Genomic DNA, 15,581 nt, shown 5'->3' with positions numbered 1-15,581 from the left:
TCTCCCCGAGAGTTTGTGCACAAATCCTCGCGAGAGGATTTGGCTCAACACGCCAAATTAGCCTGCGTCGTCACCCTCTTCAATGACGTAGGGCTGAAGCTGAGCAAACTGCCAGAACAGGAACACCATCAATGCCACAGGAAAGGCAAACGTCTCGATCTTGACCCACGCATCCGTGGACATGGTGCGCCAAATAATTTCATTTGCCACGGCCATAGCGGCAAAGGCCATCGCCAGCCGCTTGGTCAGGATCAGCCATCCTTCGTGCTGCATCGGCATCATATCAGCCATCACATATTCCAGCCACGAACGCCCACGCAGCAGGCCCACTGTCAGGATCAGCGCCAGAAGCCCATAAACGATAGTCGTTTTCATCTTGAAGAACCGCTCGTCGTTGAACCACGCCGTCAAACCGCCAAAGAAGATCACCATAAAGGCCGTGAACACCTGCATCCGACTCAACTTACCCGTTAGCGCCCAAAGGATCCCCATCGCAATCAGCAGGATCGGCACAAAGACGACAGCGGCCACAATAAACCCCGTGTATTCCGTCCCCCCAAAAGTAAACACATCGTCCTTGATCCGGATATAGAGGACAAAGAACGCAAGCGTCGGGCCCAGCTCCAGCACCTGTTTCAAGATGGGATTGATCTCACGCGCGTCTGCCATCACTAGCCTCCAAATTCCACAATCACGGCCCCAAGGGCGATGAGCGCCATCAGCGCAACCCGCCGTGGGCCAACAGTCTCCTTGAGTACCAGCCACCCGATCAGGGCGGCGAACACCGTCGATGTCTCTCTCAATATTGCCGCTTCGCCTACGTTATCAAGGCGCGTTGCCATCATAATTGACCCGAAGCTTGCGAATGCGATCACGCCGCCAATCACACCGCGCTGCATGAGCGGTGCGACATCGGGCGGGTTCTCCATCCGGTGCCAACGGCGGTAGGCAATGATCGGCATCAAAAACCCGTCGATCATGAAAAACCACGCCAAAAAGGTAAACGGATTAGCCGTGGCCCGAATGCCGTAAGCGTCAAACGTTGTATACATCGCTACAAACAGCCCCGTCACAAACGCCAGCGCCAGTGCGACGTTCAGGGTTTCCCGCTCCGCCTTCAGATACATCATGTTGTACGCAGCCAGGCCAAAAATACCGGCCATCAAGACAGCAACGCCCAGCCATTGCACCCCGTTGAACACTTCCCCAAACAGCCAATAAGCCCCGATCACCGTGAACAGCGGGCCCGTCCCGCGCACCACAGGATAGACGACCGTGTAGGCCCCGCGCGTGTAGGCGGCAGCCTGCAACAGCTTGTAAAGACAATGAATAACCCACGCACCCGCAAAGATTGGCCACATATGCGGCTCGGGCCACGGCACCACAAACAGCGCAAAAGGGGCCGCCATCAAACAATAAGATCCGTCAATAGCACCCCGCGTCAGCCACGGATCATGCCGCCCCTTTTGCAACGCACCAAACACCGCATGCAAAAACGCCGCCAATAGCGCGAGCGCAAGTGCGAGGCGATGCCCCGCCTCCGTCCCCTCAATCGAGATGAGCCAGTCTGTCACGCGGTTAGCGGTCCAGTCCTGTCAGAGCATCGGCAAATTCTTGCGGATCAAAGGCTTGCAGATCATCAATCTGCTCGCCCACGCCAATGGCATGGATGGGCAGGCCAAACTTATCCGCCAGTGCTACCAGCACACCGCCCTTGGCCGTGCCGTCCAGCTTGGTCATCACCAGCCCGGACACATCGGAGATTTCCTGAAAGACCTTCACCTGATTGACCGCATTCTGCCCTGTCGTGGCATCCAGCACGAGCAAAGTATTGTGCGGCGCATCGGGATCTTTTTTGCGGATTACCCGTACGATCTTGGCCAACTCCTCCATCAGGTCGCCACGGTTCTGCAACCGCCCCGCCGTGTCGATCATCAACAAATCCGCGCCATCGGCCTCGGCCTTCACCATCGCATCAAAAGCAAGACTGGCAGGATCACTTCCCTGGGGGGCCGTCAGCACAGGCACGCCCGCACGCTCGCCCCAGACTTGCAACTGCTCTACCGCCGCCGCGCGGAATGTATCACCTGCTGCAATCACAACGCTCTTGCCCGCCGCGCGAAACTGGCTGGCGAGCTTGCCAATCGTCGTCGTCTTGCCCGAGCCGTTCACCCCCACGACCAGCACCACCTGAGGCTTCTTGGCATAGATCGGCAGCGGTTTTGCCACAGGCTCCATAATTCGCGCAATCTCGTCGCTCATCAGCGTCTTGATCTCGTTCACCGACAGCTTCTTACCCAAGCGTCCCTCGGCCATATTCGCCGTCACCCGCAGGGCCGTATCCACACCCATATCCGCCGCGATCAGCAACTCTTCGAGCTGCTCCAGCATGGCATCGTCCAGCACGCGGCGCACAACAGGTGCATCACCGCCGCGCCCCATGAGGCGGTCCAGAATACCACGTTTCGGCGCAGGCTCTGACGGTGCATCTTCAAGCGTGGAGGCAACGGGTGTAATCGTCGTGCGAAGCGGCTCAATGGACCGCTCTTTCGCTTCACGCGCTTCGGCTTCGCGCAGCAGACGCGCCTCATCCTCGGCCTGCAGCGCTTGCTCTGCGGCCTCTGCTTCGGCCTGCGCCTTTTGCGCCGCTTCGGCGGCTTGTGCTGCTTCGCTTTCTTGAGCCGCCTGTGCGATTTGGGCTTCTTCTTCAACGCGGCGCGCTTTTTCTGCTGCCAATTGGGCCGCGTCAGCTTCAGCCGTCGCCTCAAACGCAAGCTGTGCCTTTGCCCGCGCCTCTTCCGCGGCAAGCTGTGCCTCAGCTGCAGCTTGCTCTTCAATACGCGCCTGCTCTTGCGCCAGCGCTTCCGCTTCTTCGCGCTCAGCTGCGCGTTCAGCTTCTGCTGCCCGCTCAATGGCTGCCTCATCAACCTGCGGCGCTTCAATGGCTGCGGATTCCGCCTGACCACCATCGCTGACAATCGCTTCAAGCCCCTCATCAATCTTGGACGAGGATTTGAACAGTTTGTCTTTGAGCTTTTTGAAAAATGCCACGCTTCACGGTCTCCGGCTTATATTACCCTTCTGATCTAACCTCTTGGCGCTGCGGATGGAAGGGCGCGCGATTGACAAGCGCAGCTCAAGACGCCACCAACATATTATGCGGTATCTTGCGATCATTTTGCTAATTATTCTGGCCACTTCCACCCGCGCGGATCCGCGTGTGGGTCAATGCAGCTCTGAGAAATGGGGCCATGCCCACTGCATCCGCGCTGAACATTTTGTCTATGACACCTGCAACGCGATTGAAGTATTCAGCAAACGGCACAGCCTCGACACCGGATTTTTCGCCCGTCTGATTTGGCAGGAAAGCCGCTTTGACCCTAACGCACTCAGCCACGCCAACGCGCGCGGTATTGCCCAGTTCATTCCCTCCACTGCCCGTATTCGTGGGTTGAAAGACCCTTATAACCCCGCCGATGCTCTGGAACACTCCGCACAATATCTTGCGGAGATGGCCAAAAAATATGGCAACGAGGGCATGGCCGCCATCGGCTACAACGGCGGGGAACGACGCGCCGAAGGTTTCTTGGAGGGCAAAGGACTTGCGTCAGAGACTGTTAACTATGTTCCAATCATTACGGGCCTCACCGCCGAGCAGTGGCGCGATACCCCACCCAAAAAACACGACTTCGCACTCGCCCCCAACAAAAGCTTCTTTGCCGCCTGCACAGAGATGGCCCGCAAACGTCGCCTCACCCCGATCAAGCGCGTGGCCCCGCCACCGCCGCCCATCAAACCTTGGGGCGTGCAACTTGGCTTTGGCACATCAAAGAACGCCGCCACCACAAAAGTTGCCACCCAAACCCGAAGCTGTCGCGGACAGGTCCAGCGTGAAAAGCTCGACCTCATCTATGTGAAAAACCGCGTATCAGGCAAAAAAGGCTACTTCTTCGCCCGCATCGGTCGAAACACCCGCCAGAACGCGACAAAACTGTGCAGCAGCCTGAAAAGCCAAGGCTGCGCATGTCTCGTGGTGCAAAACAAATAGTGCCTGCCCCATCGTGCGAGGGGCAGGGTTCTGCATTTAAATCTCGTCCGCGAAGTGCTTCATCGTCAGTCGGATCGGGTTCGGTGCCGCCTGACCCAAGCCACAGATCGACGCATCCACCATGGCCGAGGACAGCTCTTCGAGCAGTTCCTGATCCCATGTATCCGCCTGCATCAACTGCACGGCCTTGCCACAGCCGACACGGCAGGGCGTACACTGCCCACAGCTTTCATCCTCAAAGAACCGGAGCATGTTGAGGGCCGCGTCGCGCGCGCGGTCCTTGTCCGACAGGATCACCACTGCCGCCGACCCGATGAAGGTCCCATGCGGTTGCAGCGTGTCAAAATCCAGCGGAATATCGTTCATGGAGGCCGGCAACAGACCAGAAGACGGCCCTCCGGGCTGGTACGCCTTGAAGGTGTGGCCCTCTGCCATACCGCCAGCAGCTTCAATCACATCCATCACGGTAGAGCCTGCGGGAAGCAGATAGACACCTGCCTTTGCCACACGCCCCGAGACGGAATAGCTGCGCAAACCCTTGCGTCCGTTCTTCTCGACATCTGACAGAATTTCAGGCCCTTCACGACAGACCCGCGCAACCCAGTGCAGTGTTTCCACGTTATGCACCAACGTTGGACGGCCAAAAATACCCACCTGCGCCACAAACGGTGGACGGTGACGCGGCATACCGCGCTTGCCCTCGATGCTCTCGATCATAGCGGATTCTTCACCGCAGATATAGGCCCCCGCGCCGCGCCGCAGCTCAATATATCCTGCTGGCACAATGCCTGCATCCTCAAGGGCCGCAATTTCCACCGCCAGAATGTGCAGCACCGCAGGATATTCATCGCGCATATAGATATAGCATCGCTCCGCCTCGACGGCCCAAGCAGCAATCAGCATGCCTTCCAAAAACAGATGCGGCACCCGCTCCAGATAATAACGGTCCTTAAACGTCCCCGGCTCGCCCTCGTCGCCGTTCACAGCGAGATAGCGCACGCCTTCATTACCACGAACAAAGCCCCATTTTTTGCCAGACGGGAACCCCGCGCCCCCCAGACCGCGCAGACCAGACGCCAGTACGGTTTCCTGTACCGCTTCCCAATCGCCATTCTGGCGCAGGCCTGCCAGCGTGGCATAACCGCCCTCTGCTGCATAATCCTCATAGCCTACATAGGCAGGGATCTGCGGATGCGTATCACCCGCTGCAATCGACGCATGCACCTTTTCTACAGTCGCATTGTCGATATGCGCATGGCCAAGCTCAAGGACAGGCGCCGTATCGCAGCGGCCCATACAAGGCGCACGCAGAACGCGGACTTCTGATGCGTCCAGCCCGTCTTCCAACGCAGCCTTCAAAGCCTGCGCCCCCGCCAACTCACAGCTGAGCGAGTCGCACACACGGATCGTCAGCGCTGGCGGCGGTGTCTCGCCTTCTTTGACCACATCAAAATGCGCATAGAAGGTCGCAACTTCATAAACCTCCGCCATGCTCAGCCGCATTTCTTCGGCCAAGGCTCGCAGATGCGCGGCAGACAGATGGCCGAATTTGTCTTGGATGAGATGCAAATGCTCGATCAACAAATCACGATCACGCGGCTCTGCCCCCAGCAGGTCGCGCACTTCGCCCCATTTTTTGTCCTCAAGCTGGCGCCCCTTGGTATGGCGGCGGCCCTTGCCCTTGCCCGACTTCCAAACACCCTTGTCCGGTGCGCCCTTGCCCGAGCCGTTCTTGTCTGTATCCAGCGCCATGTGCGTCGTCCCCTGATCTCTTTGCCAAACCCTATCAAAACCACGCCACTGCGTTGAGGTGAAAAGCGACAATTCACAGGCCCTTTGCGCGGTGCACGGTGCCGTGCTGATGCTCATCGGAAACAACCGCGCCCTCTGGCGGCGCTCCGGCACATCTGGCATGGTGATTTTATGAAAATACTAACCCTTATCCTCTGCACCCTCGCAGTCCTGCCCGCTTTTGCGCAATCCAATATGAGTGCTGCGGAATTTGACGCCTATACCCGTGGCAAAACTCTCTATTACGGAAACGGGGCCGAACCTTATGGTGCAGAAATCTACCTGCCCGACCGCCGCGTCCGCTGGTCGTTTCTGGACGGTGAATGCAAGGAAGGGAAATGGTACGAGGAAGGCGAATTGATCTGCTTTACCTATGACGACCGCCCCGAGCCGCAGTGCTGGAGTTTCCAGATTGGCCCGAAAGGTCTGATCGCGCGGTTCGAGAATGACCCAGCGATCACGCCGCTCTATGAGGCGAATGAAAGCACTGAAGAGTTGCTCTGTCTCGGTCCGAAGATCGGCGTTTAGGGCGCTGATTATGCAATGGCTCTGCCCTAACTGCGCAATGCGCAGCCTCCTCGGAGTTTCAAGACAAAATTGAAAAGCGCTTTTTGCCTAGGGCGTGACAGAAACCTTGCCGTCTGCGAACTGGATTTCCAATGTAGCTTTCTCTTTCGCCACTGTGCTGCTGGTCACAACCGAACCTGCGCTGCGCACCACGGCAAAACCGCGTTCCAGCGTCGCCTCATAACCCAAGGTGCGGCGCAAGCGTTCGGCAGCAGTGATCTGGCTTTGCCACGCGACAATCTGGCGGGTGCCCACGTCGGACAATCCTTTGGCCGCTCGCACCAGCCGCGCGGCTTGCAACATCCGCTCACGCTCCAATGCAGGGGCCAGACGTTTGGATAAGCGCACGAGGTTCTGGCGGTCTTGGCCCAGCTTGTTGCGCAGGGTCTGAGGGCGCAATCCTCCGCCAAGGTCCGCCAACCGTACCTTGCGGCGCTGCACCCCCGCCATAAGTGCAGGGTCAAGCCGCGCCACCGCACGCTCCAACCGCAGTTTGGGTGCATCAACAAGTGCTGCCGCGCGAGACAATCTATCACCCGCACGGTCCAAGCGCTGGCGCGGATTATCGAGCAGGCTGTCAGGACGCGGCAAAGCGCGGGACATGTCGCGCAGGCGCTGGCCGCGCTGCACCAATCCTTGGCTCAATGCGCGGCTCATCCTTGCGTGTTGCTGGTCAAGATAGGCCATAAGCTCCACCCGCACAGGCACGGCAAGTTCCGCCGCCGCGGTGGGAGTGGGCGCACGCACATCAGATGCAAAATCGATCAGAGTCGTATCTGTCTCGTGCCCTACCGCCGAAATCAACGGGATGTCGGAGGCCGCCGCCGCCCGCACAACTGATTCCTCATTGAACCCCCACAGATCCTCTACCGATCCACCGCCCCGTGCCACGATGATCAGATCGGGGCGCGGCAGAGCACCACCCGGTGTCAGACGGTTGAACCCTTCGATTGCTCGGGTCACCTCGGGGGCGCATTTCGCGCCCTGCACAGCGACAGGCCAGATCAGCACCTTGCGGGGGAAACGGTCACGCAGACGGTGCAGAATATCACGGATCACGGCACCGGAAGGCGATGTGACCACGCCGATAATTTCGGGCAAATACGGCAACGGACGTTTACGGTCAGCATCAAACAGCCCCTCTGCCGCCAGCGCCGCTTTGCGCTTTTCAAGCACTGCCATGAGGGCACCCATGCCAGCGGGCTGGATGTCCTCGATGATGATCTGGTATTTTGACTGACCGGGGAAGGTCGTTATGCGCCCCGTGGCGATCACTTCCATCCCCTCTTCGGGCATGGTCGTGAGTTTTGACGCCACTCCTTTCCAGATGATCCCTGCCATGACGGCTTTGTCATCCTTAAGGTCGAGATAGACATGGCCCGACCGCGGCAGGCTCACCCGCCCAACCTCTGCACGCACCCGCACATGACCGAATTCGTTCTCGATCACCCGTTTGATCGCACCCGACAGCTCTCCGATGGTATATTCGGGGCTGTTGCCTGCCGCCGGGGCATCTTCGGGGCCGTCATCAAACAGATCCATGCTTGCGTCCTTGTGCAAATCTTTCACCCAGCATAAAACGCCGAGCATCGAGTTCCAAGGGAGTGCGCACCATGAATATTTTAATCCTCGGCAGTGGTGGACGCGAGCACAGCCTTGCATGGGCGGTTTTGCAGAACCCCAAATGTGACAAGCTTATCGTGGCGCCCGGAAATGCGGGCATCGCCCAGATCGCTGATTGTGCGACGATTGACATCAACGATGGCGGCACCGTAGTCGAATTTGCAGCGCGCAATAACATCGACTTTGTGATCATCGGACCCGAAGCGCCTCTAGCCGCCGGTGTGGCCGACCGCCTGCGCGAGGCAGGTGTGATGGTCTTTGGCCCGTCCAAAGCAGCGGCAGCGCTGGAAGCGTCCAAAGCCTTTACCAAAGAGATTTGCGATGCTTGCGATGCACCGACCGCCGCCTACGGCCACTTCACCGATGCCAACGCCGCCAAAGCGTATGTCCAAGCCCAAGGCACACCAATTGTTGTAAAAGCAGACGGATTGGCCGCTGGGAAAGGCGTGATCATCGCCGAGACTGTTGCGCAAGCTGAAGCGGCCATTGATGACATGTTCGGTGGCGAGTTCGGCGCAGCAGGAGCGGAAGTTGTTATCGAAGAATTCATGGAGGGCGAAGAGGCTTCCTTCTTCGTTCTATGCGATGGCGAAAATGTCCTGCCCATCGGCACGGCTCAGGATCACAAGCGCGTCGGCGATGGTGACACTGGTCCCAACACGGGCGGCATGGGCGCATATTCCCCCGCCCCCGTCCTCACTGACGAGATTGCTGAACGTGCCATGGCCGAGATCATCCGGCCCTGCATAGCCGAGATGGCAAAACGCGGCATGCCGTATCAGGGCGTTCTCTATGCAGGACTGATGATTGAGAACGGCGCACCCCGCTTGGTGGAATATAACGTCCGCTTTGGCGATCCCGAATGTCAGGTGTTGATGATGCGTCTTGGTGCGCAAGTGTTGGACCTGATGCATGCCGCCGCTCAGGGGCGACTTGATGCCATGCGTGTGAATTGGGGTAATGATCATGCGCTCACGGTGGTTTTGGCCGCCGAAGGCTATCCCGCCGCGTATGAAAAGGGGTCAGTCATTGGTGGGCTGGACAACATGCCGGAAGACAGCAGCAACATGGTCTTTCACGCCGGCACAGCCGCGCGTGACGGCCAGATCGTTGCAATCGGCGGGCGCGTTCTCAATGTAACAGCACGGGGCGATACGCTAGCCCAAGCGCAGGAGCGGGCTTATGCGATGGTAGATGCCGTTGATTGGCCCGAAGGGTTTTGCCGCCGTGACATAGGCTGGCGCGCACTCACCTGAGCCTTACACTCGGATGAGGCTCAAATATTTGATTTTATTTACAGAATTAGGTCAGGAGGACGGTGCGCCTTCGCAGATTACAGGCTTGTCGCTGATATCGCTGATGCGTTGCACTTCGCGGGTCCGCTCTGACAGGACCAGAAGCGTGCCGTCGTCCATAAAGGGGATCCAGCAATTGCCCGGATCGGGCGCATCCTCATAAAGAAAGCACAAGTGCGGTACGCGCTGTTCGATCCGGCCATACGTACAGCGGCCCGTCTCGTCCGCCCAGACGGACAAATCGCGGCGCAGGAATTGCTCCACCCCGACCAGATTTCCACTTTGCATATTCGTAAAGCTAAGCGTGCGGCCCTGTGCGAAGTCGAGAAATCCGTCAGGAGTGAGCTGTTCCTGAGCGGCAGCGGGTAAAGCAAGCACCGCAGCCATAATGTAGGCAAAAAACTTCATTTACAGGCTAGTGCTTTGGCAAAGCTGGCACGGTTCTTGTGTGCGCCGATCTCGCGGGCCGACAATGACGCGCCATCAAACGTGACCGCCATAAGCTGCCGCCAGTCGCCGCTTGCTACGATCATCTCTGGACCAAATCCGCAATCGCGCAGCCCTCCAGCAATGTCGCGCTCGCCGATACGGTGGTTTGTCAGCCCCTCAAGAGCCGTCACTTCGCTCAGCGTACCACTCTCAAACCGCCAGATGCGCAGCGTCTTGGCCAGATGCGGGCGATCGATATAGGCCAGCTCGACCAAGCCATCCCCATCCATATCCGCAATGGCAATCGGGGCAAGCCAGCGGTTGCGCGTTCCAATGTATGGCGTTGTGGCAAACAATCCCTCTGCGTTGTAAATGGCTAAACGCGCTCCTTCATCCTGATGCGATTCGACCACCACAACTTCGGAACGGCCATCGCCATCCACATCAACCACACGCGGCTCAGTATCTTCAAACACACGCTCTTGTGGCAGTCGAATGACCGTGCGCTTTGTTGTCCCATCAAGGTGCAATTCAAGCGCACCATGCTCAATCGCATCGCCCAACACGCCATGGGAATAGCGCGTTGTAGGCTCAACATAACGGGCCGCGACAATCGCGCCATCAGCGGCAAAGGCAGGGGTGGCAACGGGAGCCAGCAACGCGCTCAATGCCATCAGTGCGTGGCGGACACAACCGCCCCACACTTGCCACGCCAGACGCCGCGCCCCCGCTCCCATCAGATTTGCTTTTCTGGCATTTTTACACGTAAACCATCCAGTTCGTCTGTCACTTTGATCTGGCACGTCAGACGCGATTTCTCAGGATCAGGCTGGTAAGCAAAATCAAGCATATCTTCTTCCATGTCGTCCTTTGCGGGCAGTTTGCCAACCCATGCTTCATCCACATAGACGTGGCAGGTCGAGCAGGCACACGCCCCGCCGCAATCGGCCTCGATGCCCGGGATGTTGTTGTCCCGAGCGCCTTCCATGACCGTCAGGCCATTTGCAACTTCGACAACATGTTCTTTGCCATTGTGTTCTACGTACGTAATCTTGGCCATCAAAGCGCCCTCTCAAGGTGAATTCCGTTATTTCTAACCATGCGCTCCACGACGTACCAGCCCCTTTTGCGCTGCATCCTGCCGCAGGTGATCTGCGTTCTAGGCAAGGATGGAAAAACACGGTATCACCCCTGAGAGCAAAACAGACCCAAAGGCATTGGGCTATGACACAGGCATCTTCCTTTCGCGGCATCTCCCGCAGTGCAACGGCCCTTCTGGGGGCTGCGTTTCTGGCTGCCTGTCTACAAGGGCAGACTGTCTCGGAGAGCGGCACGATTGTCGGCAATGGGCTGGCACCAGCTGGCGCACCTCCAGGCACGTGCTGGGGTAAGATCCCCACACCTGCTGTGGTCGAGACTGTGACCGAACAAATCCTCGTCACCCCTGCCAAGATCAATGCAGACGGCACCATCGCCACGCTGCCCGTCTACCGCGAAGAAAGCCGCCAGCAGATCGTCACACCGCGCACCGACCGCTGGTTCGAAATCCCCTGCCCGCCTGCCTTCACGGTGGAATTCGTTTCGACCCTGCAACGCGCCCTTCAGGCACGCGGACAATACAGCGGCGCCGTGAGCGGTAATATGGACGATGCAACCCGCCGCGCGGTGCTTGCCGTGCAAACTGCCGCTGGACTGCCCAGCGATGTGCTGTCAATCGACACAGCGCGCGACCTGGGTATCGTGGCCGCCCCTCGCACACCTTAATGCAATAGAAAAGGCGCCCCCTGGGGGACGCCCTTGCGCATTTAATCTATATTCACGCTTACTCGTCTTCGAGTGTCAGCGCCACAAACCGTGGGTCGCCCGCGCGGCGCACCAGCAGTAGCAACGATTTGCGCCCCGCCTCGCGTGCAGCATCCACACGGCCATTCAGATCGGCGATGGTTTTGATTTTTTGCTGGCCCGCTTCCGTGATGATGTCTCCTGCGCGCAAACCTTTTTCAAACGCCTCCGAGCCTTCTTCAACATCTGTCACGGCAAGGCCAGTCATATCAGCCGCAGCACCCAATTCTTCGCGCATCTCGTCGGTAAGCGGCGTAAGCGTCAACCCCATGAGCGAAGACACTTCTGGCGCGTCAGGCGTTTCAGGTTCTTCCTCAACCTGTGCACCTGCTTCGCCGTTTGCATCTTCACGGCGGCCCAGCACAACAGGGATCGTCTGGGTTTTACCTTCACGCAGGACTGTCACACGCACGGTCGCACCAACGGGGCTGTTGCCCACTTGCCGTACAAGGCCGCGTGTATCTGCAACTTCGACACCGTCAAAAGACATGATTACATCGCCTGTCTCAAGGCCTGCATCCTTAGCAGGACCATCGGGCACATCAGTGATCAATGCACCGGTGGACGCCTCAAGCCCCATCGCGTCAGCCACATCCTGTGTCACGTCTTGAATGCGCACACCAAGCCAGCCGCGGCGCGTCTCGCCGAACTCCTTGAGCTGGTCCACCACCCGGGTCACCACATTGGACGCCATGGAAAAACCAATCCCGATGGAGCCACCGTTGGGCGACAGGATGGCCGTGTTCACACCAATGACAGAGCCGTCCATATTGAACAACGGTCCGCCAGAGTTGCCGCGGTTGATCGCCGCATCTGTCTGGATATAGTCATCATAAGTCCCTGACAGCGCACGGTTGCGCGCACTCACGATACCCGCAGAAACAGAAAAACCCTGCCCCAACGGGTTGCCCATCGCGATAACCCAATCGCCCACACGCGCGGCGTCACTGTTGCCGAAACTCACAAACGGCAGTGGTTTGTCGGCCTCGACCTTCAGCAGGGCGATATCAGTGTTCGGGTCCGTGCCGATCACTTTCGCAATCAACTCCTCGCCCGAAAAAAACTCGATTGTGATCTCGTCAGCGCCCTCGATCACGTGGTTATTTGTCACCACATAACCGTCTTCGGAAATGACAAAGCCCGAACCCAGTGCCGAGGAGCGGCGCGGTGCAGGTGTTGCACCATCTTCATCTCCACGGTTGCGGTCCTGAAACTCGCGAAAGAAATCCTCAAACGGGGATCCTTCGGGCACGATACCACGTGGCCCTGTACGCCCCTCAACCAAGGTCGAAGTGGTGATGTTCACTACCGAAGGACTGATCTTTTCAGCTAAAGGGGCAAGGCTCTCGGGCTTGGCATAAGCCATGACCGTTTGCAGAACCACCAGCGACAGCGCCATCACCCCAATCAGGGCTGCGCGCATGAGCGGGCTGAGTGGGCTTGTCCGTGATTTAACGCGTGTTTGGGCGACCGCTTTGGGCTGCATATATCGTCTCCTGATCGAAATCATGCCCCTATGTGGGGCGATATTACTGGCTATCAGACTGCATGGTGCGCCGCCTGTCCGCAATATGAAACATGTATCTTGTTCTGTTCATTTCAACCTGCATTGACCAAGCTGTGTGCGCATTACACAGATTTATAGAAACTTTCCCTCACCGGTGCCCTGCACAGCGCAAGTGCGCGCTTAGTTCAAACAATCCACTTAGCGCACGAATAAGGGGACCAGCAGATTTCTGCGGCCCCCTTTCCAAGTTCTTGATCTGCGCAGATTAGTTTCGCTCACCCTCGTCCGAGCGCGAGCCCTGATCCGAGCGCAGATAGTTAAAGAACTCGCTGTCAGGTGACAAAACCATCGTGGAATTGCTGCCTTTCAGGGATTCTTCATACGCTGCCAAGGAACGGTAGAACTCAAAGAATTCAGGATCTTTTGTGTAGGCATTCGCAAAGATACGGTTCCGTTCTGCATCCGCTTCACCTTCGATGATCCGCGCATCACGGGTCGCTTCAGAGATGATCTCTTCGAAGGTACGATCTGCAAGGGCCGTCACACGCTGGGCCGCTTCACGACCCCGCGCACGTTCGTCCGTTGCTTCACGCTCGCGCTCGGCAATCATCCGCTGAAGGGTCGCGTCAAAGTTTTGCTCTGGCAGGTTGGTCTGACGCAGGCGTACATCAACAACTGCGAGGCCCAGCGCGTTTGCACGGGCATCGGCACGGACACGAATCTGGTCCATCAACTCGGAACGCTCTGGTGACAGGATCGTGTTGGAGGTCACACCCTGAGAACCCAGAACAGCACGAATCTGGGACTCCAGAATACCGCTTAGGTCATTGGCCGCACGGGCCTCACCACCGGAACCGATCGCTTGGCGGTACTGTACGATGTCGTCGATGCGGTAGAGCACGAACGCGTCAATTTCCAAACGGCGGTCATCGGAGGGTGTTACCTCGATCAGCGGCGTCTCAAGCGACAGGATACGATCCTCAAACCGCACGACTTCGTCTATCAAAGGTACCTTGAATCCCAGACCAGGTTCTGTGCGGACCTGTTTGATCTGACCAAAGCGCAGAACAAGCGCCTTTTCGCGCTCATCCACCACAAAGATGGAAGACATAATCGCTGCACCGATGATGGCAACAACCGGGAGCAGAAAGTTAATCTTGTTCATCAGTTATTTCCTCCGCTACGGCGCAACTCGTTCAACGGCAGATATGGGACAACACCTTGTCCGCCTCCGTCGCCTTGGTTGTTTTCAAGAATAATCTTGTCCACTTGTCCGAACACTTTTTCCATCGTCTCCAGATAGAGGCGCTTGCGCGTCACCTCTGGCGCCGCTGAATATTCCGTCAGAACCGCTTCAAAGCGTGATGCCTCACCGATGGCGCCGTTGACCTCGCGCGCACGGTAGCCTTCTGCCGCTTCAAGCAACTTGGCGCTTTCACCGCGTGCTTCCGCAGTTTTCTGGTTCGCATAAGCGTCGGCCTGGCGCTCCAGGCGGTCACGCTCCTGCTCGGCGGCCTGTACATCGCGGAACGCATCCACAACCGATACCTGCTCGGTTGCACCATTGGCAGCTGTCACAGTGACGGTACGGCTGGGAGGGTCAACTTTGTTCACGTTGACACGCAGCACATTGATGCCTGTTTCGCGATTATCCAGTGTCGATTGAATGAGCGCTTTAACCTGTTCTTCCACCAGACCACGGTCACGGCTTAGGATCGGTGCAAGCTCGGACTGGGCAATAATTTCACGCATCGCAGATTCGGAAATTGCACGTACAGACGCATCAGGATCGCGCAGCGAGAATTTGAACTGCTCGGCGTCCTTGATGTTCCAGACGACCTGAAAATCAATGTCGACGATGTTCTCGTCCGTGGTCAGCATCAAACCGTCGTTGCCAGCACCACCGCGGCTAATGCCAAGGGTCTCTGTGCGGTTGGTTGTTACATCGAAAACTTCTGCTGTCACAACGGGCCAAGGGGCAAAGTTCAGACCCTCTGTACCAATGCCAGAGAATTTACCCAAGAAAAGCTCGATAGATTGCTGTTCGGGACGGACCGTATAGCTGGAGGCGAAACCCCATGCGACCAGTGCAACAACAGCACCGATACCGACCATGCCGCGCGTGATCTCCGGTGCACCACCGCCGCCGCCGCCATTTGCGCCGCCACCGTTAGAACGGCCACCGCCGCCCATCAGGACGCGCAACTGCTCTTGGCCTTTTTTCACCAGCTCGTCGATCTCGGGGATCGGGGGCTTGTCGCCGCCGCCATTGCCGCCGCCGTTGTTTCCACGGTTGCCGCCATTATCGCCGCCCCCGTTCGAGCCACCGTTATTGCCGCCGCCGTTGTTGCCGCCGCCTGTGTTGCCACCGCCGCCCCAAGGACCGCCTGTGTTGCCAGCCATATGTATTTCCCTCTTTAAGTCGCCCCGTACCGGAGCAGGCTTGTCGTATGAGTGTAAACTGTGCGTCTACACGGTT

At 58.0% G+C, this 15,581-nt stretch carries 15 protein-coding genes; 4 read left to right on the top strand and 11 right to left on the bottom strand.

What is annotated here, in order from left to right:
* Positions 1–57 precede the first annotated feature (57 nt).
* Genes Q0775_RS12940 through ftsY form a run of 3 tightly spaced genes read right to left on the bottom strand, consistent with a single transcriptional unit; the run spans position 58 to position 3,051 of the window.
* Positions 58–669, bottom strand: coding sequence for an inner membrane-spanning protein YciB (locus Q0775_RS12940; RefSeq protein WP_298861431.1), 612 nt, complete (start codon positions 667–669; stop codon positions 58–60).
* A 2-nt stretch (positions 670–671) separates the two neighbouring features.
* The gene (locus tag Q0775_RS12935) at positions 672–1,574 is read right to left on the bottom strand and encodes an EamA family transporter (protein ID WP_298861429.1); all 903 of its coding nucleotides are present in this window, start codon (positions 1,572–1,574) and stop codon (positions 672–674) included.
* A gap of 4 nt (positions 1,575–1,578) precedes the next feature.
* A complete protein-coding gene (gene ftsY / locus Q0775_RS12930; RefSeq protein WP_298861427.1) occupies positions 1,579–3,051 on the bottom strand; it encodes a signal recognition particle-docking protein FtsY in 1,473 nt (490 codons plus the stop codon).
* Between the two features lie 106 nt (positions 3,052–3,157).
* Between ftsY and Q0775_RS12925 the strand changes: the two genes are divergently transcribed.
* Positions 3,158–4,048, top strand: a complete 891-nt coding sequence (locus Q0775_RS12925; RefSeq protein ID WP_298861425.1) for a lytic transglycosylase domain-containing protein — start codon at positions 3,158–3,160, stop codon at positions 4,046–4,048.
* A gap of 36 nt (positions 4,049–4,084) precedes the next feature.
* Here Q0775_RS12925 and Q0775_RS12920 read toward each other — a convergent pair whose 3' ends face one another.
* Entirely contained in the window at positions 4,085–5,800 is a 1,716-nt protein-coding gene (locus Q0775_RS12920; protein ID WP_298861422.1) for an NAD(P)H-dependent oxidoreductase subunit E, read from the bottom strand.
* A 171-nt stretch (positions 5,801–5,971) separates the two neighbouring features.
* Here Q0775_RS12920 and Q0775_RS12915 point away from each other — a divergent pair, with 171 nt between their 5' ends.
* Positions 5,972–6,367, top strand: coding sequence for a hypothetical protein (locus Q0775_RS12915; protein ID WP_298861421.1), 396 nt, complete (start codon positions 5,972–5,974; stop codon positions 6,365–6,367).
* Between the two features lie 87 nt (positions 6,368–6,454).
* Here Q0775_RS12915 and xseA read toward each other — a convergent pair whose 3' ends face one another.
* A complete protein-coding gene (xseA, locus tag Q0775_RS12910) occupies positions 6,455–7,948 on the bottom strand; it encodes an exodeoxyribonuclease VII large subunit (RefSeq protein ID WP_298861418.1) in 1,494 nt (497 codons plus the stop codon).
* Between the two features lie 71 nt (positions 7,949–8,019).
* Here xseA and purD point away from each other — a divergent pair, with 71 nt between their 5' ends.
* Entirely contained in the window at positions 8,020–9,285 is a 1,266-nt protein-coding gene (gene purD / locus Q0775_RS12905; RefSeq protein WP_298861415.1) for a phosphoribosylamine--glycine ligase, read from the top strand.
* A 51-nt stretch (positions 9,286–9,336) separates the two neighbouring features.
* Here purD and Q0775_RS12900 read toward each other — a convergent pair whose 3' ends face one another.
* From Q0775_RS12900 to Q0775_RS12890, 3 genes are read right to left on the bottom strand one after another with little or no spacing between them, the layout of a single operon-like run.
* The gene (locus tag Q0775_RS12900) at positions 9,337–9,732 is read right to left on the bottom strand and encodes a hypothetical protein (protein WP_298861412.1); all 396 of its coding nucleotides are present in this window, start codon (positions 9,730–9,732) and stop codon (positions 9,337–9,339) included.
* The gene (locus Q0775_RS12895) at positions 9,729–10,490 is read right to left on the bottom strand and encodes a VCBS repeat-containing protein (protein WP_298861409.1); all 762 of its coding nucleotides are present in this window, start codon (positions 10,488–10,490) and stop codon (positions 9,729–9,731) included. Before Q0775_RS12895 ends, Q0775_RS12900 begins: the two co-directional genes overlap by 4 nt.
* A complete protein-coding gene (locus tag Q0775_RS12890) occupies positions 10,490–10,813 on the bottom strand; it encodes a 2Fe-2S iron-sulfur cluster-binding protein (protein WP_298861406.1) in 324 nt (107 codons plus the stop codon). The genes Q0775_RS12895 and Q0775_RS12890 overlap by 1 nt, the downstream gene beginning before the upstream one ends.
* A 164-nt stretch (positions 10,814–10,977) precedes the next feature.
* Between Q0775_RS12890 and Q0775_RS12885 the strand changes: the two genes are divergently transcribed.
* Positions 10,978–11,517: a peptidoglycan-binding domain-containing protein gene (locus Q0775_RS12885; RefSeq protein WP_298861403.1), complete on the top strand. Its 540-nt coding sequence runs from the start codon at positions 10,978–10,980 to the stop codon at positions 11,515–11,517.
* A gap of 58 nt (positions 11,518–11,575) precedes the next feature.
* Here Q0775_RS12885 and Q0775_RS12880 read toward each other — a convergent pair whose 3' ends face one another.
* The 3 genes from Q0775_RS12880 to hflK all read right to left on the bottom strand — a co-directional run bounded on the left by Q0775_RS12880 (position 11,576) and on the right by hflK (position 15,505).
* Entirely contained in the window at positions 11,576–13,081 is a 1,506-nt protein-coding gene (locus Q0775_RS12880) for a DegQ family serine endoprotease (protein ID WP_298861400.1), read from the bottom strand.
* 286 nt (positions 13,082–13,367) lie between these two features.
* Entirely contained in the window at positions 13,368–14,267 is a 900-nt protein-coding gene (gene hflC / locus Q0775_RS12875; RefSeq protein ID WP_298861397.1) for a protease modulator HflC, read from the bottom strand.
* Positions 14,267–15,505, bottom strand: coding sequence for an FtsH protease activity modulator HflK (gene hflK / locus Q0775_RS12870; protein ID WP_298861395.1), 1,239 nt, complete (start codon positions 15,503–15,505; stop codon positions 14,267–14,269). Before hflK ends, hflC begins: the two co-directional genes overlap by 1 nt.
* Positions 15,506–15,581: the final 76 nt, after the last annotated feature.

Origin of the sequence: uncultured Sulfitobacter sp., assembly GCF_947499945.1 — a bacterium.
In the GTDB taxonomy this organism is placed as follows: domain Bacteria; phylum Pseudomonadota; class Alphaproteobacteria; order Rhodobacterales; family Rhodobacteraceae; genus Sulfitobacter.
Note: the sequence above shows the minus strand (reverse complement) of the source record. Positions and strands in the feature narration are given on the sequence as shown.

Bases quoted from the DNA above. Each gene is read 5' to 3' on its own strand.
- Q0775_RS12885 (WP_298861403.1), top strand. From the start codon at position 10,978: ATGACACAGGCATCTTCCTTTCGCGGCATCTCCCGCAGTGCAACGGCC.
- Q0775_RS12880 (WP_298861400.1), bottom strand. From the start codon at position 13,081: ATGCAGCCCAAAGCGGTCGCCCAAACACGCGTTAAATCACGGACAAGC.
- hflK (WP_298861395.1), bottom strand. From the start codon at position 15,505: ATGGCTGGCAACACAGGCGGTCCTTGGGGCGGCGGTGGCAACACAGGC.
- Q0775_RS12890 (WP_298861406.1), bottom strand. From the start codon at position 10,813: ATGGCCAAGATTACGTACGTAGAACACAATGGCAAAGAACATGTTGTC.
- Q0775_RS12940 (WP_298861431.1), bottom strand. From the start codon at position 669: ATGGCAGACGCGCGTGAGATCAATCCCATCTTGAAACAGGTGCTGGAG.
- Q0775_RS12920 (WP_298861422.1), bottom strand. From the start codon at position 5,800: ATGGCGCTGGATACAGACAAGAACGGCTCGGGCAAGGGCGCACCGGAC.
- Q0775_RS12895 (WP_298861409.1), bottom strand. From the start codon at position 10,490: ATGGGAGCGGGGGCGCGGCGTCTGGCGTGGCAAGTGTGGGGCGGTTGT.
- Q0775_RS12900 (WP_298861412.1), bottom strand. From the start codon at position 9,732: ATGAAGTTTTTTGCCTACATTATGGCTGCGGTGCTTGCTTTACCCGCT.
- purD (WP_298861415.1), top strand. From the start codon at position 8,020: ATGAATATTTTAATCCTCGGCAGTGGTGGACGCGAGCACAGCCTTGCA.
- hflC (WP_298861397.1), bottom strand. From the start codon at position 14,267: ATGAACAAGATTAACTTTCTGCTCCCGGTTGTTGCCATCATCGGTGCA.
- Q0775_RS12925 (WP_298861425.1), top strand. From the start codon at position 3,158: ATGCGGTATCTTGCGATCATTTTGCTAATTATTCTGGCCACTTCCACC.
- Q0775_RS12915 (WP_298861421.1), top strand. From the start codon at position 5,972: ATGAAAATACTAACCCTTATCCTCTGCACCCTCGCAGTCCTGCCCGCT.
- xseA (WP_298861418.1), bottom strand. From the start codon at position 7,948: ATGGATCTGTTTGATGACGGCCCCGAAGATGCCCCGGCGGCAGGCAAC.